At 61.3% G+C, this 24,764-nt stretch carries 26 protein-coding genes and 1 riboswitch; of the genes, 12 read left to right on the forward strand and 14 right to left on the reverse strand.

What is annotated here, in order from left to right; translation table 11 throughout:
- The first annotated feature begins 41 nt into the window (after positions 1–41).
- The 6 genes from IG629_RS00645 to IG629_RS00670 all read left to right on the forward strand — a co-directional run bounded on the left by IG629_RS00645 (position 42) and on the right by IG629_RS00670 (position 5,370).
- Positions 42–1,313, forward strand: a complete 1,272-nt coding sequence (locus tag IG629_RS00645; RefSeq protein ID WP_193170066.1) for a metal-dependent hydrolase family protein — start codon at positions 42–44, stop codon at positions 1,311–1,313.
- Positions 1,314–1,371: 58 nt separating this feature from the next.
- Positions 1,372–2,544: a M20 aminoacylase family protein gene (locus tag IG629_RS00650; RefSeq protein WP_193170067.1), complete on the forward strand. Its 1,173-nt coding sequence runs from the start codon at positions 1,372–1,374 to the stop codon at positions 2,542–2,544.
- 41 nt (positions 2,545–2,585) lie between these two features.
- Positions 2,586–3,185: an ABC transporter ATP-binding protein gene (locus IG629_RS00655; RefSeq protein WP_193170068.1), complete on the forward strand. Its 600-nt coding sequence runs from the start codon at positions 2,586–2,588 to the stop codon at positions 3,183–3,185.
- On the forward strand, positions 3,182–3,988 hold the full coding sequence (locus IG629_RS00660) for an ABC transporter permease (RefSeq protein WP_193170069.1): 807 nt from the start codon (positions 3,182–3,184) through the stop codon (positions 3,986–3,988). The genes IG629_RS00655 and IG629_RS00660 overlap by 4 nt, the downstream gene beginning before the upstream one ends.
- A gap of 237 nt (positions 3,989–4,225) precedes the next feature.
- Positions 4,226–4,660: an antitoxin Xre-like helix-turn-helix domain-containing protein gene (locus IG629_RS00665; protein WP_193170070.1), complete on the forward strand. Its 435-nt coding sequence runs from the start codon at positions 4,226–4,228 to the stop codon at positions 4,658–4,660.
- Between the two features lie 98 nt (positions 4,661–4,758).
- Entirely contained in the window at positions 4,759–5,370 is a 612-nt protein-coding gene (locus tag IG629_RS00670; protein ID WP_193170071.1) for a PAS domain-containing protein, read from the forward strand.
- Positions 5,371–5,392: 22 nt separating this feature from the next.
- Here the strand turns inward: IG629_RS00670 and IG629_RS00675 are convergent, their stop codons facing one another.
- From IG629_RS00675 to IG629_RS00720, 10 genes are all read right to left on the reverse strand, one after another.
- Complete coding sequence (locus tag IG629_RS00675; RefSeq protein WP_193170072.1) at positions 5,393–5,806, reverse strand: hypothetical protein; 414 nt, start codon at positions 5,804–5,806, stop codon at positions 5,393–5,395.
- Positions 5,807–5,855: 49 nt separating this feature from the next.
- Entirely contained in the window at positions 5,856–6,779 is a 924-nt protein-coding gene (locus IG629_RS00680; RefSeq protein WP_226886354.1) for an ABC transporter permease, read from the reverse strand.
- The gene (locus IG629_RS00685; RefSeq protein ID WP_193170073.1) at positions 6,776–7,744 is read right to left on the reverse strand and encodes an ABC transporter permease; all 969 of its coding nucleotides are present in this window, start codon (positions 7,742–7,744) and stop codon (positions 6,776–6,778) included. The genes IG629_RS00680 and IG629_RS00685 overlap by 4 nt, the downstream gene beginning before the upstream one ends.
- 24 nt (positions 7,745–7,768) lie before the next feature.
- Positions 7,769–9,469 (reverse strand): peptide ABC transporter substrate-binding protein, encoded by a 1,701-nt coding sequence (locus tag IG629_RS00690; RefSeq protein WP_193170074.1) that lies wholly within the window; start codon positions 9,467–9,469, stop codon positions 7,769–7,771.
- 87 nt (positions 9,470–9,556) lie between these two features.
- Positions 9,557–10,180, reverse strand: coding sequence for a glutathione S-transferase family protein (locus IG629_RS00695; protein WP_193170075.1), 624 nt, complete (start codon positions 10,178–10,180; stop codon positions 9,557–9,559).
- Between the two features lie 26 nt (positions 10,181–10,206).
- Positions 10,207–10,893 (reverse strand): orotate phosphoribosyltransferase, encoded by a 687-nt coding sequence (locus IG629_RS00700; RefSeq protein WP_193170076.1) that lies wholly within the window; start codon positions 10,891–10,893, stop codon positions 10,207–10,209.
- Between the two features lie 55 nt (positions 10,894–10,948).
- Entirely contained in the window at positions 10,949–11,668 is a 720-nt protein-coding gene (locus IG629_RS00705) for an ABC transporter ATP-binding protein (RefSeq protein ID WP_193170077.1), read from the reverse strand.
- Positions 11,665–13,332: a branched-chain amino acid ABC transporter ATP-binding protein/permease gene (locus tag IG629_RS00710; protein WP_193170078.1), complete on the reverse strand. Its 1,668-nt coding sequence runs from the start codon at positions 13,330–13,332 to the stop codon at positions 11,665–11,667. Before IG629_RS00710 ends, IG629_RS00705 begins: the two co-directional genes overlap by 4 nt.
- On the reverse strand, positions 13,325–14,218 hold the full coding sequence (locus IG629_RS00715) for a branched-chain amino acid ABC transporter permease (RefSeq protein WP_226886355.1): 894 nt from the start codon (positions 14,216–14,218) through the stop codon (positions 13,325–13,327). Before IG629_RS00715 ends, IG629_RS00710 begins: the two co-directional genes overlap by 8 nt.
- Before the next feature lie 25 nt (positions 14,219–14,243).
- Entirely contained in the window at positions 14,244–15,359 is a 1,116-nt protein-coding gene (locus IG629_RS00720) for an ABC transporter substrate-binding protein (protein ID WP_193170079.1), read from the reverse strand.
- 76 nt (positions 15,360–15,435) lie between these two features.
- A riboswitch (TPP riboswitch) is annotated at positions 15,436–15,539 on the reverse strand.
- Between the two features lie 156 nt (positions 15,540–15,695).
- On the opposite strand from IG629_RS00720, the gene IG629_RS00725 reads away from it, so the two are divergent.
- The 5 genes from IG629_RS00725 (at position 15,696) to phnE (ending at position 20,262) form a co-directional block, all read left to right on the forward strand.
- Entirely contained in the window at positions 15,696–16,760 is a 1,065-nt protein-coding gene (locus IG629_RS00725) for a tartrate dehydrogenase (RefSeq protein WP_193170080.1), read from the forward strand.
- Positions 16,761–16,764: 4 nt separating this feature from the next.
- Complete coding sequence (locus tag IG629_RS00730; protein WP_028464425.1) at positions 16,765–17,214, forward strand: MaoC family dehydratase; 450 nt, start codon at positions 16,765–16,767, stop codon at positions 17,212–17,214.
- A 127-nt stretch (positions 17,215–17,341) separates the two neighbouring features.
- Positions 17,342–18,202: a phosphonate ABC transporter ATP-binding protein gene (phnC, locus tag IG629_RS00735; protein ID WP_193170081.1), complete on the forward strand. Its 861-nt coding sequence runs from the start codon at positions 17,342–17,344 to the stop codon at positions 18,200–18,202.
- A 32-nt stretch (positions 18,203–18,234) separates the two neighbouring features.
- Positions 18,235–19,251 (forward strand): phosphonate ABC transporter substrate-binding protein, encoded by a 1,017-nt coding sequence (gene phnD, locus IG629_RS00740; RefSeq protein ID WP_193170082.1) that lies wholly within the window; start codon positions 18,235–18,237, stop codon positions 19,249–19,251.
- A 93-nt stretch (positions 19,252–19,344) separates the two neighbouring features.
- Positions 19,345–20,262 (forward strand): phosphonate ABC transporter, permease protein PhnE, encoded by a 918-nt coding sequence (phnE, locus tag IG629_RS00745; protein WP_193170083.1) that lies wholly within the window; start codon positions 19,345–19,347, stop codon positions 20,260–20,262.
- Between the two features lie 370 nt (positions 20,263–20,632).
- Here the strand turns inward: phnE and IG629_RS00750 are convergent, their stop codons facing one another.
- The 4 genes from IG629_RS00750 to IG629_RS00765 form a co-directional block, all read right to left on the reverse strand.
- Positions 20,633–21,181, reverse strand: a complete 549-nt coding sequence (locus IG629_RS00750) for a carboxymuconolactone decarboxylase family protein (RefSeq protein ID WP_193170084.1) — start codon at positions 21,179–21,181, stop codon at positions 20,633–20,635.
- Positions 21,182–21,208: 27 nt separating this feature from the next.
- On the reverse strand, positions 21,209–21,913 hold the full coding sequence (locus IG629_RS00755) for a glutathione S-transferase N-terminal domain-containing protein (protein WP_193170085.1): 705 nt from the start codon (positions 21,911–21,913) through the stop codon (positions 21,209–21,211).
- 72 nt (positions 21,914–21,985) lie between these two features.
- Positions 21,986–22,789: a phosphate/phosphite/phosphonate ABC transporter substrate-binding protein gene (locus IG629_RS00760; protein ID WP_193170086.1), complete on the reverse strand. Its 804-nt coding sequence runs from the start codon at positions 22,787–22,789 to the stop codon at positions 21,986–21,988.
- A complete protein-coding gene (locus tag IG629_RS00765) occupies positions 22,786–23,649 on the reverse strand; it encodes a helix-turn-helix domain-containing protein (protein ID WP_193170087.1) in 864 nt (287 codons plus the stop codon). Before IG629_RS00765 ends, IG629_RS00760 begins: the two co-directional genes overlap by 4 nt.
- Before the next feature lie 214 nt (positions 23,650–23,863).
- Here IG629_RS00765 and IG629_RS00770 point away from each other — a divergent pair, with 214 nt between their 5' ends.
- On the forward strand, positions 23,864–24,745 hold the full coding sequence (locus IG629_RS00770; protein ID WP_193170088.1) for a fatty acid desaturase: 882 nt from the start codon (positions 23,864–23,866) through the stop codon (positions 24,743–24,745).
- Positions 24,746–24,764: the final 19 nt, after the last annotated feature.

Consider the following 24,764-nt stretch of genomic DNA (forward strand, 5'->3'; position numbering starts at 1 on the left):
CAAACACAGAGCGGGCCCGAAAGGCCCGATGAGGATAAATCATGACGACTGAAACCCTCTATGAGGGCGGCACAATTCTCGTTGGAGATGGCGCCAGCCTTGACAATCACGGTGTGATGGTGCGCGACGGCAGGATTGCCGAGGTGGCGCCCGCCGATACATTCCAGGGTTTCACCGGGCTCCGGGTTGATTTCAGCGGCGCTACGCTGCTGCCCGGTCTGGTCGATTGCCATGTGCACCTCTGCATGGGCGGCGAGGGCAACCCGGTCTCGGTTCAGGCGATGATGACGCCGGGCCAGATCACCATGGCGGCCTACAAGCACGCGCAGACCTCGCTGATGGGCGGGGTTACCGCGCTCAGGGACTGTGGCGGCAAGGACTATCTAGAGCTTGCCGTGCGCGATGCCTGCAACAGCGGTGCCCAGATCGGACCAAGCATTCTCTGTTCCGGCAAGATCATCTGCATGACAGGAGGGCACGGCAACAGGAATGGCCGTGTTGCGGACGGGCCTGACGAGGTGGTCAAGGCCGTCCGCGAGCAGATCTATGCCGGCTCCGACCTGATCAAGCTGATGGCGACCGGCGGCGTGATGACCCCGGGTGTCAGTCCGGAAGACGCGCATTTCACGGCGGAGGAAATGGCCGCCGGTGTGGCCGAGGGCAAGCGCTTCCACAAGCGCGCGGCCAGTCATGCCCAGGGCGGTCTCGGTATCCTGAACGCCGTCCGCGCCGGTGTTGCCTCCATCGAGCACGGCATCTTCATGGACGAGCAGTGCCTGAAGGAAATGTTGGAGGCCGGGACCTATCTGGTGCCGACCCTGGCGGCGGTGAAGAACATCGTGTCCAACAAGGACAATGGTATTCCGGCGCAAGCCGTTGAAAAGGCCATCCGGGTCGAGGAAAGGCACATCCAGTCGATCAAGATGTTTTACAAAGCGGGCGGCAAGATCGCCATGGGGACCGACGCGGGCACGCCTTTCAACAAGCACGGCAAGAACGCTCTCGAGCTGCGCTACATGGTCGATATCGGGATATCGCCAATGGACGCGATCGTCTTCTCTACCCGCAACGGCATCGACCTGATGGGGCTGGAAGAACGCGGCACGGTCGCTGTGGGCAACCATGCGGATCTGCTGATCGTCGATGGCGATCCGCTGGCCGATATCGACCGGGTTGCGGATCGGGCCAACCATCGTATGGTGGTGAAGAACGGTGTTCCGGCCCGGATCAGGACTGACTCCACTGAGCACGAGACACGCAGCCCTGCGGACAATGTGCTCCGCTTTGCTTCAGCCGCTAACGCGGCTTTTTGATCTGAACTTGGGCCGCAAACGTGGCCTTTTGAATTCAACCAACGGAGCGGATTATCCAATGCCCATCAATAATCGGATCGCCGAGTTTCACGAGGAAATGACCGCATGGCGGCGTGAGTTGCACCGGCACCCCGAAACGGCTTTCGAGGAGCATTGGACCGCCGCGTTTATCGCCGAGAAGCTCGAAAGCTTCGGCATAGAGGTGCATCGGGGGCTGGCCGGAACCGGCGTGATCGGCACTCTGAAAGGCAACGATGAAGGCGGCGCCATCGGTCTGCGCTCGGACATCGATGCGCTCGACATCACTGAGCAGACCGGTGCCGAGTATGCCTCGGAAAACCCGGGCAAGATGCATGCCTGCGGCCATGACGGGCATACCACCATGCTGCTCGGCGCGGCCAAGTATCTGGCGGAGACCCGGAACTTCTCCGGCACCGTCCAGTTCATCTTCCAGCCGGCTGAGGAGAACGAGGGTGGCGGCCGGGTGATGGTCGAGGAAGGCCTGTTCGACAAGTTCCCGGTGGACTCCGTCTGGGGCATGCATAACTGGCCGGGCATGCCTGTCGGCACCGTCGCGGTCCGCCCGGGCCCGATGATGGCCGCCTACGACATGTTTGAGCTCGACATCAAGGGCGTCGGAGGTCACGGCGCCATGCCGCATCTCGGCATTGATCCGATTCTGGTTTCCGCCCAGGTCGTCTCCGCCCTGCAAAGCATCGCCAGCCGCAACGTCGATCCGATGGATGCTGTGGTGGTCTCTGTCACCAAGATCCATGGCGGCGATGCCTACAACGTCATCCCCGGCATGGTTCAGCTCGCCGGCACTACGCGGTCTTTCCGGCCGGAAGTGCGGGACATGATCGAGCCGAAGATGCAGCAGATCATCGACGGCGTTTGTGCCGGTTTTGGCGCGACCGCCGAGCTGCGCTACGAAAAACGCTATCCACCGACCGTAAATTCCGAAGCCGAGACCGCAATAGCGGCCCAGGTCGCCGAGCGTCTGGTCGGCAACGAGATGGTCGTCCGCGATCCGACCCCGAGCATGGGCGGCGAGGATTTCGCCTTCATGCTGGAGAAGAAGCCGGGCTGCTATATCTGGATGGGAAATGGCGGCGGCGGCGAAGGCAAGATGCTGCATAACGCCGGTTACGATTTCAACGACGAGGCTCTGCCCTGGGGCGCCAGCTACTGGAGCCAGCTTGTCGAGGATCAGTTGCCTCGCGCGAGCTGATCCCGGTATCGGGAGCCGGCCATTGTGAAAGGCGCTTCCGTATGCTGACGGTCCGGAGCCTTGTAAGGCTGCATCTTGGCCCTCTCGATCTGGAGGTTGCGGCCGGGGAATGTACTGCCTTGCGTGGTCGCTCCGGTTCCGGGAAATCTGTCTTCCTCCGGGCGATTGCCGATCTTGATCCTTCCGAGGGAACTGTTGCACTGGACGGCCGGGATCGTAACACCATGTCGGCGCCTGATTGGCGGCGGCAGGTCGGCTATCTGCCCGCGGAGCCCGGCTGGTGGTCTGACCGTGTAACTGCACATTTCGCCGCTTGGAGTGCATGTCGGCCCATGGCCGAACGGCTGGGGCTGGATCCGGAAGTGGGAGACTTGTCCGTCTCCCGCCTTTCCTCGGGGGAGCGTCAACGTCTCGGTCTCGTTCGGCTTCTTGAGAACCGGCCTCGCTGCCTGCTTCTCGACGAGCCGACAGCCTCACTCGACGAAGCGGCAACGGCGGTGGTCGAGCAGCTTGTCGCGGAACATTGCGAGGCAGGTGGGAGCTGTCTCTTTGTGACCCACGACCCGGCGCAATTCAAACGAATCTCCCGGCAAGGCTATCGTCTGGAAGAAGGCAAGCTGGTCCAGGAGACGGCCGCATGAATTACGTAACGCTCGACTATGTCGATCTTGCCCTCGCGGCTTCATTGCTTCTGATCAACGGTGCGGTTTCCATCGCGCTCTCTCTAGGTCTTGCCCGTAGCCTTGCCATCTCCTCGGTCCGGATGGTCGTGCAGCTTCTGCTGATCGGGTTGATCCTCGATTTCCTGCTGGCCACGGTTTCACCCTTCTGGACCGGACTCGCCGTGCTGGTGATGCTTGGTTTCGCCGGGTACGAAGCAATGGCGCGGCAGGACCGGAGGCTGAAGGGGTTCTGGGCCTATGGGCTCGGCACCGGGGTGATGACGCTGGCCGCCCTTCTGGTGATGAGCTTTGCCTTGATCACACAGGTTGCGGCCGATCCCTGGTATCACCCGCAGTATCTGCTCCCCTTGCTTGGCATGGTGCTTGGCAATTGCATGACCGGCGTGGCGCTGGCCATTCGCTCCATTACGGGCGCGCTGGCCGATGGTAAGCAGGCCGTTGAAGCGCAACTGGCCCTTGGCCGGACATTCCGGTTGTCGGCCTTGCCCATGGTACGCTCGGCCCTCAGGACGGCACTGACCCCGACCATCAATTCAATGGCGGCGACAGGCTTGGTCTATCTGCCCGGGATGATGACCGGTCAGATTCTTGCCGGGATCGATCCGGTCGAGGCTGTGAAGTATCAGCTTCTGGTCATGTTCCTGATCGCCGGGGCAACCGCAATCGGCGTTACCGGGGCTGTATTCGCCATCAGCCGGCGCCTTTCGGACCATCGACATAGATTGAGATTGGACCGGTTGACGGATGCAACGGTGAATTGACGAAAACTAGCCTTTGTTTAGGGAATTTTTCACTGAATTTGGGTAAAGTTTTATTCTATTTAAATCGCCCGATACTTGGAATTTCCGATCATCTGAAGTATATTTTTTACGACAATGGTATAAGTGCTGTGCTTTTATTGGCCTCTAAAGATTGACCCGGCCGCTTGAACGGTGGGCATGTGCGTCCGCGCACACAGGGGAGCCGAAACGGAATATCTCGGCAGGGATTTTTAAACTATGAATCATATTTCCAGAGACCATGGCGATAGGTCGCAAAATGATCGCCTGCAAAGAACCAAGGATCGCAAGGAGTTGACGCCGGTCGCTGTTAAGACAGTGGCGACGTTGTTTGATCTTTGGGCGTTGCCGGAGCGCAAGGCTGCCAAGCTTATGAATGTCGACGAGGCGACCTGGGCTGCGATGGACGACGGCAGCTGGAAAGGCATTCTTTCGGCTGAGCAGCTTGAGCGTACGTCCGCATTCGTCGCGATCTATCGCAGCCTGACCGAGATTTTCGGGGAAACGAATGGGGAAAGCTGGCCGACGACGAATAATCGGCTCGACCCATTTCGGGGCAAGCCTCCGGTAGACTTCATGGCGACTGGTGATATCGACAAAATTCAGGCCGTCCGCCGCCATTTGAAAGTGGTCCAGGAGGCTGCGGCGGTGTGATCCGGTAATCAACATCGCCTGTCTAATCAGCGCGTAAATCAGTTTCCCTCTTCTGCTGCTCTTGCTACGGTCTGCAAATGAAAAACCCTGATAATTCAATGCACTCACAGGTAGAGCAGCCGGAGCTTACGGACGATGAGATCCGGCGGGCAGGGAGCGCCATTCTCGATGGGCGCTTCCGGGAGGAATTCGGCAGCGACGTCCATCAGATCAGCTTTGTTGAGGAGATGGACAGTTTGCCCGAGCCAAAGCTCGCCTTTCTCTACAAACTCTGGGTCGACAAGGCCGACCCGCAGACGGGGCTGCATAACCGCGCAGATTTCGACATGCTGTCCATGCTGCCCGCTGTCGGAAATATCATGATCCTGGATGTGCTCAGGAATGGTTTCGACGCTCGCTATCGGCTGTACGGCACCGAAATTTCAGACTCGTCTTCAAAAGACTGGACCGGTCACACGGTCTCCGAGATGAACCGGGCAACCCGGCACGAGCTGGCTCTGATGTATCGTGCGGTCTATCTCGCCGTTTGCGAGTCGAACCGGCCGATTTACTCGGAGCATCTGGCGCCGGTCTGGCTCAGCGGAAAGATCTGGCGCCGCGTGGTTCTTCCCGTCTCTTACGGCGGCGATGTTTGCGAGCAGTTTATCGTCGGAAACATCCCGGTCTCGTCGGTTCCGACGGATACCGGACGGAAAGACGGGCTGCTCTAGATCCTTCGGAATTGCGGCCGAATTAGCTGCAGGGGGCGTTGTAGAGCCAGCCGCCGTCGGGGTGGGGCCGGGCATAGACGTCGATCGACTGATCGAACCGCACATAGCAGGAAAATAGCGGCAGGGTCATGAAGTTGGTCAGCACCAGCGAAACCGTGTCTCCGCCGTACAATGTTCCCACCAGACAGATCTTCGTTCGTCCATTGCGCGCCAGCCGGAAGCTCGTCCGCTCGCGCGTTTTCAGCTGGATCCTGCCGGTGATGGTGAAAGGCGCGCGATTACGGACTAGTACGCAAAGCTCACCAGTCTGACCGGCGCCGGGCGGTGCTTTGCCATCGCGCCGGTTGACCACGGTCGGCTGCTCCTCTTCGCAGGCTGCAAGGCCGAGTGTGGCAACGAAGATCAGCATAAGGGAGAGGGCGCGGAAGCGGTTCATGGGGCCAAGCTAGAGACGGGCTGGCGAGGCGTCAATGCGGCGCGGCAACTCATCGTCCGTGCTGGCTCAGAGCGCGCGGATCAAGCGCGTCCTGCAATCCGTCGCCGAGGAAATTGAAAGCTATGACGGCGGCAAAAATCAGCAATCCCGGCCAGACTGCGAGCATCGGTGCGACCGAGATCAGGTCCTGTGCTCCTGTCAGCATGTTGCCCCAGCTCGGGATTGGCGGCTGGATGCCGAGACCGAGGAAGCTGAGGACGCTTTCGAACAGGATTACGTTGCCTATGGTCAGAGTCATGGCGACCAGTATGGGAGATGCCGCGTTCGGCAGCAGGTGGCGTAACAGAATGCGGGACGGCGGCAGGCCCTGGGCGCGGGCGGCCTCGATGAAATCCCGTTCCCGTAGGCTGAGGACCGTTCCGCGGACCAGCCGCGCCGTTGTCGTCCATCCGACAAGCGCGATGATGATGACGATCCTGTAGAGGCTGAAACTCTCCGAATGCACCAGCTCTGATGGCAGGCCGACCTTTGCCGGGTCGATGGCGGCCAGCACGATCAGCAGGGGCAGCAACGGCAGGGATATTACCCCGTCGGCGAGCCGCATTAGCACGGCGTCCGCAATGCCGCCGCGATAACCGGCCAGCAGACCGATCAAGGTGCCGATGACGGTCGCGCTCAGCGCGGCTGCGAGACCAACCGTCAGCGACACCCGGCCGCCCTCGAGGAGCCGCATCAGCAGATCCCGGCCGATCTCGTCGGTGCCGAGCGGATGATCGGCTGATGGTGCCGCTGCGATGTTGAATAGATCGATGGATGTGGCGTCGATGCCGATAGCGGCACCGGTCAGTGGAGCGCTGAAGCATGCGAGCAGCAAGCCTGCGAGGAGAACGAGGCTGGCGGTGGCGGAACCGTTGCGTCTCAGCCGTGCGAAGGGGCTGCGCCTCTGAACGGTATGTATGGTTGCCATGCTCATGCCGGGCGCCTTCCGGTCAGCCGAATGCGCGGATCGATAAGAGTATAGGCGATGTCGGCGGCGATATTAGCGGCCAGGGTGATCGCGGTGGCCAAAAGCAATCCGACAAGGGCGAGGTTGTAATCGTTTCCCATCACCGCGTCATAGATCGTCTTGCCCATGCCGAGATAGGCGAACATGGTCTCGACAATCAGGGCGCCGGAGAAGAGAGCACCGAAATCGAGCGCCATGATGGTGATCACAGGGATCAACGCATTGCGGAAGCCGTGACGCCAGAGGATGGTACTTTCGGGGACACCTTTAGCGCGCGCCGTGCGGATGTAATCCTCACGCATAACCTCGATCATCGCGGCCCGGCCGTGGCGGGTGTACTGGGCGATGCTGGCGACCGCGAGGGTCATGACCGGTAGTGCCAGGTGGGCTGCCCGATCGCCGAGGCCGCCATCGCCGATGGTTGCCATCCCACTCGCCGGGAACAGGCCGAGCGTGACGGCGAAAAGCAGGATCACCAAGAGGGCGAGCCAGAATGGCGGGACCGATATCCCGGCGAAACAAAGCAGGTTGATCAGCTTGTCCGCGACGCTGCCCGGACGGCGGGCAGCCGCAACGCTGGCGGGCAGGGCGATGGAGACGGCAACAAGGAAAGCCAGCCCCATCAAAAGCAGGGAATTGAGCAGCCGGGGTGCGAGGACATCCAGCACCGGTGCGCCGAACAGTCTGGAATAGCCAAGATCGCCATTGAAAGCGCTAGCCAGCCAGTTGCTGTAGCGCTCGAGAAAAGGCTGATCGAGGCCGTGCAGAGCGCGCAGCCGGGCCACGTCGGCAGATGTCACGCTGGGGTCTCCTGCCAGCATCAGGTCGATCGGGTCGCCGGGCATCAGGGCGAGCAGCCCATAGGTCACGAAGGACATGACCCAGAGCACGATCAGAGCCTGAAGGAGACGACGAGCTAGGAATCCGGTCATGGCGATCCGGGATTTCTCATGGCGCTACTGGCTCGCACTCGATCCGTCGCGCCATTGCTCAATCCAGTAGGTGGAGCTGTATTTGTGCCCGGTCGGTCTCAGGCCTTTCAGCCATTTCGGCAGGATATAGGCATCGGAACGGAAATAGAGCGGAAGGACTGGCAGATCCGTCGCATAAAGGGTCTGTTGTTTGGCCCAAAGCGCGCGGCGTTTCTCCTTGTCGAGCTCAATCTCGATGGCATCAATCAGCGCGTCCATCTCCGGGGTGCTGTATCCGGTGACGTTCTGGCCGGACCAGTTATTTGCCTCTGTCGGGATTGAGGTTGAATAGAGTGTGGTTTTCGGCAGGGATTCCGGTGCCGACAACCAGGCGAACATGGCCATGGCCGGAAATTTGCGCTTCTGGACGGTCTCTCCAAAGAACACCCGGGCCGGCTCGTTGCGGATCGTCACCTCGACGCCGACCTTTTTCCAGTAGTCCTGCAGAACCTGCTCCACCAGTTCCCGGATCCGGTTGCCGGCAGTCGTCATGATCTCAAGACTGAGCTTCGTGCCATCCTGTCTGTGGCGGACACCGTTCTTGATCTCCGTCCAGCCCGCCTCGTCCAGAAGCGCCTTGGCGCGGGACGGGTCGTATGGATAGAGCGGCAGTTTGTCGTGATACGCCCAGTCCAGAGGATTGACCGCGCCGTGGGCCACTGGCTGGTTGCCGGCGAACAGCCGGTCGGAGATTGCCTTGCGGTCGATGGCGTGCAGCAGGGCGCGGCGCATCTTGATGTCGGCCAGCACCGGATTGTCGAGGTTGAACTCGATGTGTTCGTAAATCAGGCCGGGTTTGTAGATGACATCGAAGGTGTCGCCGTGCCGTTTCTCGAAACCGAGGGCCTGATCCAGGGTTAGCCCGGCTTCGCCCGCGATGTAATCGATGGAGCCGGAGAGCAGATTGGCTTCGAGCGCAGCCGTTTTCTCGATGGTCTTGACCACGATACGCTCGAAGACAGGCTCCTTCCTCTGCCAGTGCTCGTTCCGGGCCAGCACGATATAGGCGCCTTCATTCACCTCCGTAACCCTGTAGGGGCCGTTATAGAGGCCGGGCGTGGCGGGGGCGGTCTTGTAGAGGGTCCGGTTCTTGTATTCCCGCGGGTTGGCGAAAGCGTCGCGCTCCAGATGGACAGGCAGGAGCTGGAAATCGCCAAGCGTGTTGTAGCGGTAGTCGATCTTGTCCCGGACGATGGTGAAAGTACGCTCGTCCTCGACCTCGATATCAAGAATTTCCTGGTAGCTGTTGGCATCCGCGACACCGGTCTCCGGGTGGCGTCCGACTTCCCAGCTGAACAGCACGTCGTCGGTGGTGATAGGCGTGCCGTCACCCCAGAGGGCGCCGGGCTTGAGCGTGTAGGTGGTCCGTACACCCTCGCGGCCGGTTTCCTGACCTGCCGTGTCAAGGACCGGAAAGCGCTCCGCCCGCTTGTTCTCGAAAGTCGGCAGTTCCATACACCAGAGGCAGATCGGCTCCCAGTCGTGGCCGAAGATCGTGACTTGCCGCTGCGCCATGCCGAGCACGTAGGTTTTCACCAGCATGGAGTCGATCATCGGATTCAGTGTCGTCGGGAATTGGGTCATGCCGATGACAAGCTGTTCGCGCGCATCTGCGGGACGGGTCAGGGGAAGCGAGAAAAGAAACAGGAGCAGCCAGAAGGTCAGGACGCGGGCGGATTGTCGCATCGGGGCTGTCTCCGTCTCGGTGTTGGATTTATTAAGGATAGGAGGCGCGGCAGTGGATTTCCAGCGCCGCGCCCCGGTCTTGCTGAATCAGGTCAGCGGAATATCCAGAACGTGCTGTTTGAAGGCGGGACGCGCGGCAATGCGGTCGTACCAGGCTTCTAGCGCCGGCATGGAGGGCCGATCCTGGATCAAGGTAAGCCAGCGGTAGCAATTTATGGCAATCGCGATGTCCGCCATGGTCAGCCTGTCGCCCATGATGTAGTCGCGGCCCGTCAGCCGTTCATCGAGGATCTTCCAGATCGGGATCATGCTTTCCCGCGCCGCTTCGATCGCCGCCAGATCGCGCTCCGCTTCGGGTGTCCGCACCAGGCCCCAGAAAATCACCGTTATCGGGGCCAGAACGGTGGTCTGTAGCCAATCCATCCAGCGATCCGCATCCGCATAGGCACGCGGGTCCGCCGGTGCCATGTCGCCAGCCGAGTACTTGTTGCAGAGATAGCGAACGATGGCGTTGGATTCCCAGAGGACAAAATCGTCCTCGATAATCGTCGGGACTCGTGAGTTGGGGTTCAGGGAGAGATAATGGCTGTCCTTCGTGTTGGCGAAGGCCCCGCCGAAATCCTCGCGCTCGTTCGGTATCGACAGCTCCTCACAGAGCCAGGTTACCTTCTGCACGTTGCTCGAATTATTGCGGCCGAGAATCCTCAGCATCACTCTTCCCCTATGTTGGTTTCTTATCAGACGTCGACGGTTTCGCGGGTAGCGGCCCAGCCGTCCGGATCGCGCAGGAACTGACGCACTTCGCTGAGTTGCGCTTCGGTGAAGCCGCGCTTTTCCGCTGCGGCCAAAACGTCCCACCAGGTGCAGAGCCCGTGCAGGTCGACCCCTTTTTCCTTCATCGACGTGGTGCTCTGCGGGAAGTTGCCATAGTGGAACACCACGAAGCAGTGAGCTACCTCGCCGCCGGCCTCGCGGATGGCGTCGATGAAGGAGAGCTTGGAGCCGCCATCTGTCGCCAAATCCTCGACCAGCAGGATGCGCGCGCCGTCCTCGAAGGTGCCTTCGATCCGGGCGTTGCGGCCGAAACCTTTCGGCTTCTTGCGAATATAGAGCATCGGCAAACCGAGCAGGTCGGCGATCCAGGCGGCGAAGGGAATGCCTGCCGTCTCACCGCCGGCCACGGCATCGAACTGCTCGAACCCGGCCTTCTGGGCAAGCAGTTCGACGCCCATCTCCATCAGCTGCTTCCGGGCGCGGGGGAAGCTGATGATCTTGCGGCAATCCACATAGACCGGGCTGAGCCGGCCGGAAGTGAAGGTGAACGGCTCTTCCGGGCGGATATGCACGGCTTCGATTTCGAGCAGGATATTCGCTGCGGTCTCGGCGATGCTCTGGCGGAAGTCGGGGGTTGTGCTCTCGTCCATCGACGGGGATCTCCAAAGGCGGGCTAGGCGATTTTCGGCGAGCATAAACCAAGCGTCAGCGCTGTTCACCCTCGGAAAGCAGGATTGTTTTCAAGCGGTCGTGAGAAAGCGTGGCAACCGCCTCGGTGAGGACGAGAGTGCCCCGATGCAGCACCGCGACCCGGTCGGCCACAGCAAGAGCTGTGGCTGTGCTCTGTTCAGCCAGAAGGACGGCGGCGCCATCGTCCGCGAGCCGCCGGATGGCGGGAAACAGCTCCTGGCAGATAACGGGCGCAAGCCCGAGGGAGGGTTCGTCCAGCAGCAGGATGTCCGGGTTCTGCATCAGCGCGCGGGCGATAGCGACAACCTGCTGCTGTCCGCCGCTGAGGCTCCAGCTCTCCCGGTCGAGGATGGTGCCGAGCAGAGGGAAGAGTGCGCCGAGTTCGGCTATTCGTTTGAGGCGGTCGGCGTGCGGTGCCTGCATCGCGGCGTGCAGCGTGTCCGATACGGACATGCCGGGGAACAGGCGGCGCCCTTCGGGGCAATAACCGATGCCGAGCCGCGCCCGATCCGGTGTATCGGTGCCGGAGAGTGACTGGTCCCGGAAGAGGATTTCGCCATCCGTGAGCGTTTCCAGGCCCATGGCGGCCCGCAGCAGGCTCGATTTTCCGGCGCCGTTGAGGCCAATCAGGGCGACAATTTCGCCCGGCGCGACATGGAGAGTGAGGTTGCGCACAGCCATTGCGCCGCCTCGCCGCACCGAGACATCCCGGAAAGAGAGAAGAGGGGAGCTCATAGCGGGCTCTCCCCGAAATAGGCGTTGATGGCCGCCGGGTCGCGGGCGACATCGGCGGGCGTTCCTTCGGCAACAACGCGTCCCGCACTGAGGCAGATCACCCGGTCGGCCAGAGGCAGCAGGAAATCCATCGCATGGTCGATCAGTAGGATGCCGTGACCCGCATCCGCCAGCCGTTTCAGCAAGGCAGCAAGATTGGCGCGTTCCACCTCGTTCATCCCGGCCGCGGGCTCGTCCAGAGCCAGGACGGAAGCGCCGGCGGCAAGCGCGCGGGCGATTTCGAGATGCTTCAGTGCGGCAGGAGGCAGAGTTCCGGCGTTTTCGTTCGCGCGGTCTGAGAGCCCGGCTTCGGTCACGCGGGCCGCGGCGCTCTCACCTTCTGCCGTGACGGCTTCGACGCTCTCCAGCACGGTCAGGTCCGGCGCGATTTGGGGATGCTGGAAGCTGCGGCAGAGACCGGAACGGGCGATGTATTCCGGAGGCTTGCCGGTAATGTCGGCATCGCCCAGCAGGATGCGCCCTCCATCCGGCTTATCGATGCCGGAGAGCAGGTTGACCAGCGTTGTCTTGCCGGAACCGTTCGGGCCGATCAGGCCGAGAATTTCGCCGGGGGCAAGGGTGAGGGAGACGCTGTCGAGCGCGGTCACGCCGCCGAACCGTTTTGAGACTGTCTCAACGGACAGTGTGTGAGGGGCAGGATCGCGCGGTGCCTCAGCATCGGCCGTCTCGACCGGGGGCATTTCGCTTTTCCCGAACAGGCCTGCAAGCCCGCGCGGAAGGAAGATGATGGCGGCGAGCAGGGCGGCGCCATAGACCACGAGATAATAGTCGGCAAAATCCCGGAACCATTCCGGCAGGTGGACGAGCAGCAAGGCACCGAGGACGGCCCCGAGAGGCGAGGCGCGTCCGCCAATCACGGTCATGGCGAGGATCAGCACGAGAACATGGAATTGCAGCACGTCTGGCGAGACGACGCCAACCGCATGCGCCTGCAACGCTCCGGCAAGGCCGCCGAGGGCCGCGCTGGCGACGAAGAAGCGAAAGCGGATCGCAGATCCGTCGATGCCGAGCGCGGCGGCGGCCAGCGGTGCTTCCCTTAGGGTCTCGACCTTGAGCCCACGCTGCCCGGCGGTCATCCGGTGAGAGACAGTGAGGGCAAGTCCGACGCAGGCCCAGACAAGCAAGGTCAGCGGTAATCCATGCCCGAAGGAGAGGGTGCCTGTTTCGATTGGCGGAACCCCGTATAGGCCGTTCGCGCCGCCGGTGACGTCCGTCCAGTTGGTGGCGACCAGGAGGGCGAGCTGGGCGATGCCAAGGGTGGCGAGAGCGAAGTAGTGCGAGGCGAGGCGAAGCACCGGGATGGCGATGAGCGCCGCGAGAAGGCTCGGCAACAGAACGCCTGCGGCCAGCGTCAGCGGAAACCCGAGGCCGAGTTCCAGCGCACCAAGACCCGCCGCATAGGCGCCGAGCCCGAAGAAACATCCTTGCGCCAGTGACAGGGCGCCGAGACGGCCGAAGATGAGCTGATAGCCGATGGCGGCGATGGCATAGATCCCGGCGCGGGTCAGCACATGCAGCGCATAATCGCCGGCAAAGAACAGGGCATAGAGCGCCAGCGCAATGGCGGCGACGCCCAGAGCCAGACGGGAGCGCGGATCAGACACGGGCGCGTGCCCGCTCCGGGAGCAACCCGGAAGGCCGGAACACCAGCATGATCAGCAGCAAGGCATAGAGGAGGGCTTCGGCCACCAGGTAGGAGGTGAGCGCGGCGACAAGCGTCTCGAAGATGCCGATCAGCAGCGCGCCGATCACGGCCCCGTCGAGCCGTCCCCAGCCGCCGATGGTGACCGCGATATAGGCTTTCAGCATAAACAACCCGCCATCGTTCGGGCTGACGAAGAACTGGTTGGACAGCAACAGTCCGGCTGCGCCCGCAAGCGCGATGGCGAGCGCGAAAGAGAGGGTGATCATGCGCTTCGGGCGGATGCCGATGGCGGCGGCCATTTCGGGGTCCTGCGCCACGGCCCGCATCTGCCGCCCGGTCTGGGTGCGGCCGAGAAACAGGCCCGTGCCGGAAATCAGCACGGCGGCACAGACCATCACGGCGATCTGCTGAAGCGAGATGGAGAGGGCGCCGACTGTCAGGCCATTACCGGAGATCAGCGGTGGTCCGGCGCGAGGCGCAGCGCCGAACAGCGCGTTTGCCAGATGCTGCAGCACCAGCCCGGCGGCGATGGTGCTGACAAAGACTGCAACCTGATGGCGTTTTCGGACGGGGAAATAGGCAATCCAGGCGAACCCCGCCCCCATCAGTCCCATCAGGCCCATCACCAGCGGCAACAGCAGCAGGCCGGGCAATGCTGTCGCCTCGCCGATCAGCGGGGCGACGGCGATAGACACGAAGCCGCCTGCCATGACCAGTTCGCCCTGGGCAAAGTTCACCGCACCCGCCGCATTCAGCACGATGACGAAACCGAGCGCGATCAGGGCATAGGCGGCCCCGAGAGCGAGGCCGTTCAGCAGGATCTGGGTGAAGGCGATGGCTGTCATGACTGGGGCAGTGCCGGGATGAGTCCTATTTCACGCCGCTGACATTTTCGTAACGGCGCTTGATCACAGGGACCGCGCTTTTACCGTCATAGCAAACCACCACCGCGTCATGCGCCATGTTGCCCTTGCCGTCGGATTTGTAGGTCATGGCCAGCCCGTCATAGCTGTTGCTGGCGAGCCAGTCCCGCACTTCCGCGGCAGTCCTGGCGCCGGCGTTCTTCGCAGCGATCAACATGGAGACACCGTCATACTGGGCCAGAGCGAAAGCGTCCGGCTCGGTGCCGAAACGGGCCCGGTATTCTGCCGTGAAATCCTCGACCTGACCTTCCGGCTCGGAGATGGGCGAGGAAGCGCTTTCGGCACAGACACCGGCGAGTTGCTTCGGCTCCAGCAGGGCAGCCGTGGTCGGCTGGTGCATGGCGGAGCCGGCAAGGATCGGCAGGGCGATGTTCTGGTCCCGGGCCTGGCGGATCACCAGAGCGGTGGAGCCGGAATGCAGGTGCAGCAGGATCAGGTCGGGTTTGGCTTCCTGCATTCTTGTCAGGGCCGGGAGCATGTCCTTCACGGAGATGTCGATGGCTTCCTCGAATACCAGCGGTGCGCCGAGCTCCCGCATAATCCGGCGCAGATGTTCCGCGCCGCTCTGCCCGTAGGCGGTGGTTTGGTGCAGCAGAGCCGGGCGTTTGGCGCCGAGTTCCTCGATAGCGTATCGGGCTTGTGCGACCTTCACCACGCTGTCGCCCGGGAAGAAACGGAACACCCAGGGAATGCCGATCTCGGTGATCTTCGCCGTACCGGAAACGGTGAGCAGCGGCACACCGGCGCGACCGGCGATGGGCAGCATGGCCAGCATTTGCGTGCCAAGCATGGAGGCAACGGCCGCACTCGGCTTATCTTCCAGCGCCCGGCGCAACGCGGTGACGGCGCCCTCGGGCGAGGTGCCCGTGTCGGTCACTTCGGCGTCCAGACCGAGATCCTTGCCATAGCGCTCGATGGCAAGTACCGCGCCGTTGCGCTGGGACGTGCCTTCGAGCGATAGAAAGCCGGTGATCGGCACCAGAACGGGGATGGTTTCGGCTTTTGCGGTCAGACTTGTGGCCAGCAGCGCGGTCAGCGCGACGGCGGCGGATTTCAGGAACATTCCCGGCACTCCAATAGTCCCGCTCGGCGGAACGGTAGATTCAAAATCGGGGCGAGAGGAATGTACGCGACCGCAAATGCAGTCTCGTGACGTCTCCCTGCGCCGGCATGACCCGGATCAAGTTCGATGGGTATCCTCTCAGTTCCGGCTACTAATTCCGAAACACCCCAGCATCACGAGGCCAACCTGCGGCCCGGTCATAAACTTGTCAAGAGACGGTCGGGGAAGAAGCCGTGAGCAGATTGAACCGGATTAGTTCCACGGAGTGGTTTGTCCGACCGCGTCCCCAGCCTATTATGCGGCCAACAAGAAAATCTGATGCGGAGGAAAAACCCAATGTCGAAAATCAAAATCGCGGTGATCCCGGGCGACGGTATCGGCTGGGAGGTCATTCCGGAAGGCATCAAGGTGCTGGAGGCAGCGGGGGCGAAGTTCGGCATTGAGTATGATTTCACTGAATTCGACTGGAGCTGCGAGCGCTATAAGAAGACCGGCATGATGATGCCGATCGACGGCATCGATCAGCTGAAGCAATTCGACTCGATCTTTCTCGGCGCCGTCGGTTTTCCGGGCGTACCGGATCATGTTTCGCTCTGGGGCCTGCTGATCCCGATCCGCCGGGAGATGGAGCAGTATGTCAATCTGCGCCCGATCCGGATGCTGAAGGGCATGAATTGCCCGCTGGCGAACCGGACCTCGGAAGATATCGACTTCTATGTCGTGCGGGAGAATAACGAGGGGGAATACTCGTCCATCGGCGGGCGCCTGTTCGAGGGCACGGACCGCGAAATGGCGATGCAGGAGAGCGTCTTCACCCGGACCGGAACCGACCGGATCATGCGCTTCGCCTTCGAGCTCTGTCAGCGTACGGGCAAGAAGAAGGTGACTTCGGCGACCAAGTCCAACGGCATCATTCACACCATGCCTTACTGGGACGAGCGCTTCGCGGCGATCTCGAAGGAATACCCGGATCTCGCGACGGACCAGTATCATATCGACATTCTGGTCGCGAATTTCGTGCTGCATCCGGACTGGTTCGATGTGGTCGTCGGCTCCAACCTGTTTGGTGATATCCTGTCCGATCTCGGCCCGGCCGTTGCCGGTTCTATTGCCATCGCGCCGTCCGCGAACATCAATCCAGAGAAGAAGTATCCCTCCATGTTTGAGCCGGTGCATGGCTCTGCCCCGGACATCGCCGGCAAGGGGATCGCCAACCCGATCGGGCAGATCTGGTCCGGCGCCATGCTGCTGGAGCATCACGGGCATCAGGAAGCGGCGGACGCCATCGTTGCGGCCTGCGAGACGGTGATTTCAGGCGGTGGGCCGAAGACCCCGGATCTCGGCGGTCAGGCCACGACAGCCGATTTAGGCGATGCCATCGCCGCCGTGCTCCGGGACTGATCTTATGCAATCGCCCGTCTATTTCGAGGACCTGGAAATCGGCCAGGTCCTCCGCTCCCAGCGCAAGACCATGACGGAATCAGAGATCATCGATTTCGCCTGGAAATACGACCCGCAGCCCTTTCATATCAGCGTGCCGGACGCCGAGGAGAGTCATTTCGGCGGCGTCATCTCCAGCGGCTTCCAGACCCTTGCCGTCAGCTTCAGGCTGGCCTGGCAGGCGAACGGGCTGCAGGCAACCAATCTTGGCGCCGGGACTATCGATCAGCTGAACTGGCTAAAACCGGTGCGGCCGGGAGACACGCTCAGTGTCGAGATGGAAGTGATGGAGAAGCGTCCCTCCCGCTCAAAGCCGGACAGGGGCTTCGTCCGTTTCAAGTACACGACCTTCAATCAGGACGGGGAGGCGGTGATGACCATGGAGTGCCCGCAGATCGTTTCTTGCCGTACATGACGGATCTGCGACTCTTCTGCGTCATTTTGTGGGTTTAGAGTCTCGGCGGAGTCTCTAAACCTTCATGACGTTGCGGCGTGCCGGTCAACGCTTCTGAGTAATGTCGCGGCCCTTGGGAAGGGGCCGCATGTCACATACTCAAAGCCAGCCTGTTATTCAGGTCACGAACGTCTCCAAGACATTTCCGAACGGACGCAGGGCGCTTGACGGGGTTTCGATCTCGCTTGATGCCGGGGAGATGGTGGCGCTGATCGGTGCCTCCGGCTCCGGCAAGTCGACGTTGATCCGTCATATCGGCGGCCTGATCGTTGCCAACAAGGGCGCTGACGGTGGCGAAATCTCGGTGTTCGGCGATCTGGTGCAGGCTGGGGGCCGCCTGACCGGCGATGTGTCGCAAGTGCGCCGACGCCTTGGCGTCATCTTCCAGCAATTTAATCTGGTGCCGCGTCTGACGGTGCTGACCAATGTGCTCGCTGGCCGGCTCGGCCGGATGCCGAAATGGCGCGGCACCCTGATGCAGTTCACGCACGTGGAAAAACAGCGTGCGATGCAGGCGCTCGGCCGTGTCGGTATTGCCGCGACAGCGCGACAGCGCGCGGCGACGCTCTCCGGTGGGCAGCAGCAGCGCGCCGCCATCGCCCGCTGTCTCGTCCAGGAATCCGAGGCCATTCTCGCCGACGAGCCGATTGCTTCGCTCGATCCGGCCTCGGCCCGGCGGGTGATGGAGACGCTCTCGGACATCAATCGCAGCGAGGGGACCGCCGTGCTCGTCTCTCTGCACCAGGTCGAATATGCGCGGCGTTACTGCAAGCGCACTATCGCCATGCGGGACGGCCGGGTCGTTTTCGACGGCCCGTCCCACGATCTCACCACTGCTTTTCTCCGTGAAATCTACGGCGAGGCCAGCGAAGAGCTGATCCTCCCCGATGCCGAGGATTTCGCAGAGGCACATGAAGTGGCGGAAGAGCGGCTCGCCGCATCCGCCTGAATCCATTTCCAGTATCAAGAGGAGCTGATCCCATGACCATTTTCACCCGCCTGACCGCCGCCGCGGTTCTGGCCACGGGCCTTGCCGCAAGCGCGGTGCCGGCCCTGGCCGACAGGGAAGACCCGAAGGAAATCAACTTCGGCATCATCGCTACGGAGAACAGCTCCGCCCAGCGCGAGAAGTGGGGCCCGTTCCTGAAGGCGCTTGAGGCCGATCTGGGCATGCCGGTGAAGCCGTTCTTCGCGGCTGACTATGCGGGTGTGATCGAGGCCATGCGCTTCGACAAGGTCGATATCGCCTGGTATGGCAACAAGTCGGGCATGGTCGCCGTCGACCGCGCCGGCGCCGAGGTTTTTGCGCAGACGACCGAATCCAACGGAGATCAGGGTTACTGGTCGGTCATGGTCACGCACAAGGATTCGGGCCTGAGCTACGAAGACGTCATGAAGTGCGACAAGAGCCTGAATTTTGGCCTTGGCGATCCGAACTCGACCTCGGGCTTCCTGGTGCCGTCTACCTTTATCTTCGCCAAGGAAGGCGTCGATCCGAAGGAATGCTTCAAGATTGTCCGCAATGCAAACCATGAGACCAACCTGATCTCCGTCGCGACCAAGCAAGTCGATGCGGCCGTCGCGTCCTCCGGTGGTCTCTACAAGCGTCTGAAATTTGCCAAACCGGAACTGTTTGCCGAGATCAAGGAAATCTGGCGCTCCCCGCTGATCGCATCCGATCCGATGGCCTGGCGCCCGGAACTGAACAAAGGTCTGAAAGCCAAGATCATGAGCTTTTTCATGACTTATGGCCGCCTCGGCAGCGATGCCGAAGTGACCAAGGCGCGTGAAATCCTCGCCATGATCGATATGGGCCCGTTCGTGCCGTCCTCGAATGCCCAGCTCTGGCCGTTCTATGAGATGGACCAAATCCGTCAGCGCATGTCCATCCAGGGCGACGACACTTTCTCCCAGTCCGAGAAGAAAGAGAAGATCGCCAAGATCGACGAGAAGATCGCAGATATCCGCCGCGCCGCCGAGGCTCGCCCTCGCAAGTAACCCAGATCCTGGTCCGGTGTTTCGCCGGGCCGATATGCGGGGGCCACGTGGCCCCCGCTTCTTTTCGGGAACCAAGTCCCATGAGTGTCAGCCATGAATAATATTGCCGCCAACGGAACCCAGCCCCGCCTGGAGGACATCGTCGTGCCCGGCCGTGGCCGCCAGGAGCAGGCGTTCGACTACCTGCTCTGGGGCACTTTCCTGATCATGCTGGTCTGGAGCTTCGTGCCGTCGGACATGAATCGTATCGGGGATGTGTTCAGCGGCGGCGGTAACATGGCGATGTTACTGTCCGATTTTCTGGAGCCCAATTTCCGTTACTGGCGGAGTTATCTCGATCTGATGCTGGAAACCGTGCAGATGGCGGTCTGGGGGTCGTTCCTCTCGGTCGTGTTCGCGGTCCCCTTTGGTCTGATGGCATCGTCAAACCTGGCCCCAACCTGGCTCAGTTTTCCGGTGCGGCGCCTGATGGATGCGTTCAGGGCTATCAACGAGCTGGTCTTCGCACTGGTTTTTGTCGCGGCTGTCGGGCTCGGCCCGCTTGCCGGGGTGCTGGCGCTGGCCATTCATACAACGGGCACACTCGCCAAACTCTTCTCCGAGGCCGTTGAAGCCATCGATCCGCGGCCGGTCGAAGGTATCCGGGCTACCGGGGCGACGAGCCTGCATGAAATTGTCTTCGGGGTGATTCCGCAGGTTCTGCCACTGTGGATTTCCTTTTCACTCTATCGGTTCGAAGCGAATGTGCGCTCGGCCACGGTGCTGGGGATCGTGGGGGCAGGCGGCATCGGAATGTCGTTGTCGGAGTCCCTGCGGGGCTTCGATTACGGCTCGGGCGCCGCGATCCTGCTGATTATTCTGGCGACTGTCTCATTGTTCGACATTTTTGGCGCGCGGTTGCGCAAAGTGGTGATCGATGGTGAGGATCACGCGCAGTTCGTCGGCTATCTTGCGATGTTGACGGCGATTATCGTCGGAATCGAAATCGTTCTGCGGGCCGGGCCCCTCTGACGACGGGGCTGGTCTGACAAAGGAGGCGGGCGGCTGAGGAAATGGGGATTGGCGAAATTGTTGCAGGAATCAGCAAGCGCGCGTGAAAACGGGAAACTGAAGTCCCGAATCTAACGCCGCAATCAATTCTCGCGGATACCGCGCCCAAGAAGAACGCCGCCAACAAGCGCGACCACACACCAAGTCACGATCACCATCGCAAGAGTTATCATGTGCACCCTCCTACTCACTGGTGACAATGGTATCGAGGGTCGGCGGTTAATGCAATGTTAACCAATTCGAAAAACGAAAAATAATTTAGTTTTAAAATAATGGCTTTTGCCCTGGTTGCAGGGCGCGTTCCTCTCATGCGCCCTGCAAGGTATTGGAATCAGTCGAGTTCTGCCACCTGATCGCCTTCGAGTGGAACCTCGAATGCATTGATGGTCATGGAGATCAGCGTGTAGTAGCCGAGCAGGCCGACAAGGTCGATCAGCTGCTGCTGACCCAGCACTTCGACCGCCTCGGCATAGAGTGCGTTGCCGATCTTGTGGGTTTCGTGCAGGGCACGGGAGACGTCATGGACGACGCGCTCATCGATTTTCTCGAAGACTGGTGTGCGCCGATCCCGAATGGCGTCCAGAATTTCCTCCGAGATACCCGCCTTCAAGGCGAAGGGCTTATGCACCGACCATTCGAATTGAGCCCCCCAGAACCGGCCCGTGACCATGATGGCAAGCTCGGAGAGACGCGGCTCGAGGGTACTGTCATACCGGGCAAACTGGCCAAGTTGCTGTGCCTTGTCGGCCAGGGCCGGACTGTGCAGCCAGATCTTGAGCGGGCCTTCGACCCGGCCGCGGGGACCGTTGACGATGGCATCGTGGATTGTCCGCTGTGCGTCGGACATATCTTCGGGCTTGAGGGCGGGAACACGTGACATGGTGCTGGTTTCCAGTTCTTCTTTTGCCTAGGCGGCGTCTGCGCAGAGCTTTTCCTTGCGGGCGGCACCACCATGAGCGTCCAGCAACCGTTCGCGCCAGGCCCAGAGCGCGTCGTCCTCGGCAAGCAGTTCAAACGGGCTGGATATCCGGGCCCACATCAGCGTTCCGAAGAGTGCGTAGTCCGAGAAGCTCGGGGCCGTGCCTCCGATAAAGGGTTGTTTTTCTATGACGGCCCGCGCGGGCGCCAGTGCCTTGTGCAGGTCGGGAAGTCTGTCTTCACGCCCCTTTTGTATTTCTTCCAGCGACTTCCCGAAGCGTGCTTCACGAGACTCCTTGAAATAAGGCTGATCGCGCTCGTCGCAGGCGAGATAGACGTCATGGACGATGCATCCGGCAACCAAAGGGTTGATCGTCCGGTTGGTCCATTCTGTGATGAAGAGCGCCGCGCCGCGACCGGCCTCTCCGCCGAAAAGGCTGGGGCTGTCCGGATAGCGCTCCTCGAGATAGCAGGCGATATCCCAGCTGTCGCAAATCACAGTGTTGGCGTCTTTCAGGACAGGAACGAGTTTCTGGCCGCTGAAATCCAGTTTGTCCTTTTCGCCGAAGCGAACGTGCTCGACCGTTGCGTCCGCCTCGAGGCCCTTATGAGCCAGGGCCATGCGAGCACGCCATCCGAAGGGGCTGAACCGGGCGCCGTTTCTGGCTGAAAGATCGTAAAAGGTAATGGCCATGGCGTGTCTCCCTCACAAATGGCAGTTGGCTTCCGGCGGCGATCTTGCCGCGCGGGGCGCGATGCAACAAGCCTAGAAGATGGAAGGCAGTCCTCGCTCTCGGGCACGTGTTTCCATGGCGTCGATTTCTTCGTAATCGGCATCGTCCAACGGAGAGAATCCGACGATCAGGAGCGCATCGCGGGCGGATTGGGCGGCCGGATCGGCGAGCGCCCGCGCGATACCGCGCCGGTAGGCTGCGACCGTTTGGTCATCGAAGTTGGCGGGGACGGCATAAGGCAGGCCAGGCGCATCCGGGGTCCAGGCAAGAACTTCTACCGCATCGCATTCCTGCGGTGCGTATTTCTGTAGCAGAGCCCATGTGACGCAATCGATTGCCGCCGTGTCGGCCTCTCCCGAATACACCATGGAAACACTGGCGCGATGTCCATGGCTGCATACAGCGTCACCGAAAAAACCGGGCTTGCTCCCGTGTTCTGCGAGCAGGGCGCGAAAAGCGCTCATACCGGATTGAGAAAGGGCGCCGTTATAGGCCAGCCGGGCGCCCTCAAGAGCCTCAATCGAATGGATCCCGGCGCCGCGCTGGACAATCACCACGCTACGATATCGCGGTCCGTCGCATCCCTCTGCCCGGTAGTGCGGCGTGCCGACAACGCGCAGAGCTTCACGATATCGCTTGCGCAGCGGATAGCCGCAAATCTGGGTGAAGAACATGTTCGGATCGGACCAGGGGGAGCTCTCTTCCATTGACCGGGTGCGGTGCTGTGGGATGTCGGTCAGGCTTTCAGCAGCAAACCCGCGCGCCAATGCTTCCCACCAGGCGTCCGTCGCCTCCCGGATTTCCGGAAAGTCGTACATGTCGAGCGAGGCAATCATCGGGTGGTGTGTTCCGGAAACTGTGAGAGCAGCCCCTCGATATAGTCGTCCAGCGCATGGCTCTGGACCACCGCATCGCGGATCAGCTGGTCGAAATGGCGGGTCAGGGTGCGGATATGCTCGGTGGTGTTGAAGACAAAGAAGCTCTGTCCGAGGAAGAGCGAAGCACGCAGAGGGCCGAAGATCGTCAGTGGGGCAGAATAAACCCTGCGCCCATCGTACAGGTAGAGGCGCATCCTGGGGTAGAGCTCGTCATGCAGCTGCCGCATATAGCGCAGTTGCTCGTATCTGAGCGCTGGCGCCAGTTCGTTCCAGATGCCGGCGCCGGCCGCGAAATCGTCCAGCGCCTGCCGCGACATGCAAATCTCGATATCGGTTTCGGGGCGCCGCGTGTAGGCGAGTTGGTCCTGCGCCCGTTCCAGCGCGCTGTCCCGCTCGAATTCCTCAACGACGCCATGTTCGTAGGCCAGGATTTCCGGTGTTTTTACCTGATCCGGCAAGTTGCTCGGGACATAGCGGATCTTGTAGCCGGCGGCCTCCGCATGCCATTCGGCGATGTTTCGGTCTACGGCGGCCCGTGACGCTTCGGTGATATGGACCGAACGCTGCAGGATCTCGGCGCCCAGCTGCTCTTGTTGAGTGAGGCCGAGCAGCCAGTCAAGGCTGACCTGCAGGGCCGAGGCGATGGCTGCAACAGTGTCCGCGCGGGGCAGGCGTTCATTATCGGGTGACAGCAATTGGGAGAGAGTCGAGCGATCGACGCCGACACGCCGGGCAAGGCCGGACCGGTTTATACCGGCGCGTTCCATACTCTCCGCAAGACGGGTGCGGAAGATTTCAACTGTGTCCCGACGATCCAAGATGAGCCTTTGCGGAAAAAATAAGCAATGTTGCGTTTTATCCGCATATTGCGTGATTGGTCAACAAATGTGGTAAAAATAGCGCAAACACTCGTTGTCGCGGCTGTGCGGTGCAGCATAGCTTGGCGTCATGTTTGAACGTCATCCCACACCAATCTCACAGCAAATCCCGGAAGTATCTGTTTCTCCTGGTAATGTTGGTTCCGCTTTTACCGTGTCCGTCTCCTCCGTCGAGTGGCAGACGATTGCTCTCTGGAGCGTCATTCACGGTCTTTTCGCCACGCTAACCTATTGGCATGCTGCGCTGCCGTTATGGCTGTTGCCTTTGCTCGGGGCGCCTTTGGTCGCCTGGCATGCGAGTTATCAGCACGAAGCAATTCATGGTCATCCGACCAGGATCGGCTGGCTCAACACTTTGCTTGCCGCGCTGCCCCTGATGCTGTGGGTGCCGTATGGCATCTATCGTGACAGTCATCTCAAGCATCACCGTAACGAGTATCTGACCGATCCGATCGAGGATCCGGAATCCTTCTATGTGACCGCCGGTGAGTGGGCCCGGTTCTCGGAACCGCGCCGGATGGCGTATAGGGCCGTGAACACGCTCGCCGGGCGTCTCGTGCTCGGCCCGCTCTTCGTCGCCGGCCTGTTTCTTTGGCGCGAGGCGCGGGACCTTGTGGGCGGAAGGGGACGCGTGAAGGCTTGGGCTTTCCATGCAGCTGGACTGGCCGTGCTCGCGTTTTGGATTGTCGGCATCTGCGACATGCCGCTCTGGCTTTATGTGTTGTGTTTCGCCTATCCGGGAACGGGCCTGTTGTTGCTCCGCTCTTTCGCCGAGCATCATGCCGCGCCAGAGGCTGAAGACCGGACGGCAATCGTTGAGGCGGAAGCTCCGCTGGCCCTGCTGTTTCTGAACAACAATCTGCACGTGGCACACCATGCCAGTCCTGGCGTGCCCTGGTACGCGTTGCCGCGCTATGAGGTTCTTCGGCGGCGTTTGACCGGTGGCCGTGAGGAGAGGATTTATCGCGGATATCGTGAGGTTGTTCAGCGCTGGCTGTTCCGACCGAAAGAACACCCGGCGCATCCGCATTACTGATCCAGTAACAAACGGGGGG

Origin of the sequence: Nisaea nitritireducens, assembly GCF_014904795.1 — a bacterium.
Taxonomy (GTDB): Bacteria; Pseudomonadota; Alphaproteobacteria; order Thalassobaculales; family Thalassobaculaceae; genus Nisaea; species Nisaea nitritireducens.

Bases quoted from the DNA above. Each gene is read 5' to 3' on its own strand.
- IG629_RS00720 (WP_193170079.1), bottom strand. From the start codon at position 15,359: ATGTTCCTGAAATCCGCCGCCGTCGCGCTGACCGCGCTGCTGGCCACA.
- IG629_RS00650 (WP_193170067.1), top strand. From the start codon at position 1,372: ATGCCCATCAATAATCGGATCGCCGAGTTTCACGAGGAAATGACCGCA.
- IG629_RS00645 (WP_193170066.1), top strand. From the start codon at position 42: ATGACGACTGAAACCCTCTATGAGGGCGGCACAATTCTCGTTGGAGAT.
- IG629_RS00750 (WP_193170084.1), bottom strand. From the start codon at position 21,181: ATGTCACGTGTTCCCGCCCTCAAGCCCGAAGATATGTCCGACGCACAG.
- IG629_RS00685 (WP_193170073.1), bottom strand. From the start codon at position 7,744: ATGACCGGATTCCTAGCTCGTCGTCTCCTTCAGGCTCTGATCGTGCTC.
- phnD (WP_193170082.1), top strand. From the start codon at position 18,235: ATGACCATTTTCACCCGCCTGACCGCCGCCGCGGTTCTGGCCACGGGC.
- IG629_RS00660 (WP_193170069.1), top strand. From the start codon at position 3,182: ATGAATTACGTAACGCTCGACTATGTCGATCTTGCCCTCGCGGCTTCA.
- IG629_RS00755 (WP_193170085.1), bottom strand. From the start codon at position 21,913: ATGGCCATTACCTTTTACGATCTTTCAGCCAGAAACGGCGCCCGGTTC.
- IG629_RS00715 (WP_226886355.1), bottom strand. From the start codon at position 14,218: ATGACAGCCATCGCCTTCACCCAGATCCTGCTGAACGGCCTCGCTCTC.
- IG629_RS00665 (WP_193170070.1), top strand. From the start codon at position 4,226: ATGAATCATATTTCCAGAGACCATGGCGATAGGTCGCAAAATGATCGC.
- IG629_RS00690 (WP_193170074.1), bottom strand. From the start codon at position 9,469: ATGCGACAATCCGCCCGCGTCCTGACCTTCTGGCTGCTCCTGTTTCTT.
- IG629_RS00730 (WP_028464425.1), top strand. From the start codon at position 16,765: ATGCAATCGCCCGTCTATTTCGAGGACCTGGAAATCGGCCAGGTCCTC.
- IG629_RS00700 (WP_193170076.1), bottom strand. From the start codon at position 10,893: ATGGACGAGAGCACAACCCCCGACTTCCGCCAGAGCATCGCCGAGACC.
- IG629_RS00655 (WP_193170068.1), top strand. From the start codon at position 2,586: ATGCTGACGGTCCGGAGCCTTGTAAGGCTGCATCTTGGCCCTCTCGAT.
- IG629_RS00680 (WP_226886354.1), bottom strand. From the start codon at position 6,779: ATGAGCATGGCAACCATACATACCGTTCAGAGGCGCAGCCCCTTCGCA.
- IG629_RS00725 (WP_193170080.1), top strand. From the start codon at position 15,696: ATGTCGAAAATCAAAATCGCGGTGATCCCGGGCGACGGTATCGGCTGG.
- IG629_RS00670 (WP_193170071.1), top strand. From the start codon at position 4,759: ATGCACTCACAGGTAGAGCAGCCGGAGCTTACGGACGATGAGATCCGG.
- phnC (WP_193170081.1), top strand. From the start codon at position 17,342: ATGTCACATACTCAAAGCCAGCCTGTTATTCAGGTCACGAACGTCTCC.
- IG629_RS00675 (WP_193170072.1), bottom strand. From the start codon at position 5,806: ATGAACCGCTTCCGCGCCCTCTCCCTTATGCTGATCTTCGTTGCCACA.
- IG629_RS00695 (WP_193170075.1), bottom strand. From the start codon at position 10,180: ATGCTGAGGATTCTCGGCCGCAATAATTCGAGCAACGTGCAGAAGGTA.
- IG629_RS00760 (WP_193170086.1), bottom strand. From the start codon at position 22,789: ATGATTGCCTCGCTCGACATGTACGACTTTCCGGAAATCCGGGAGGCG.
- IG629_RS00705 (WP_193170077.1), bottom strand. From the start codon at position 11,668: ATGAGCTCCCCTCTTCTCTCTTTCCGGGATGTCTCGGTGCGGCGAGGC.
- phnE (WP_193170083.1), top strand. From the start codon at position 19,345: ATGAATAATATTGCCGCCAACGGAACCCAGCCCCGCCTGGAGGACATC.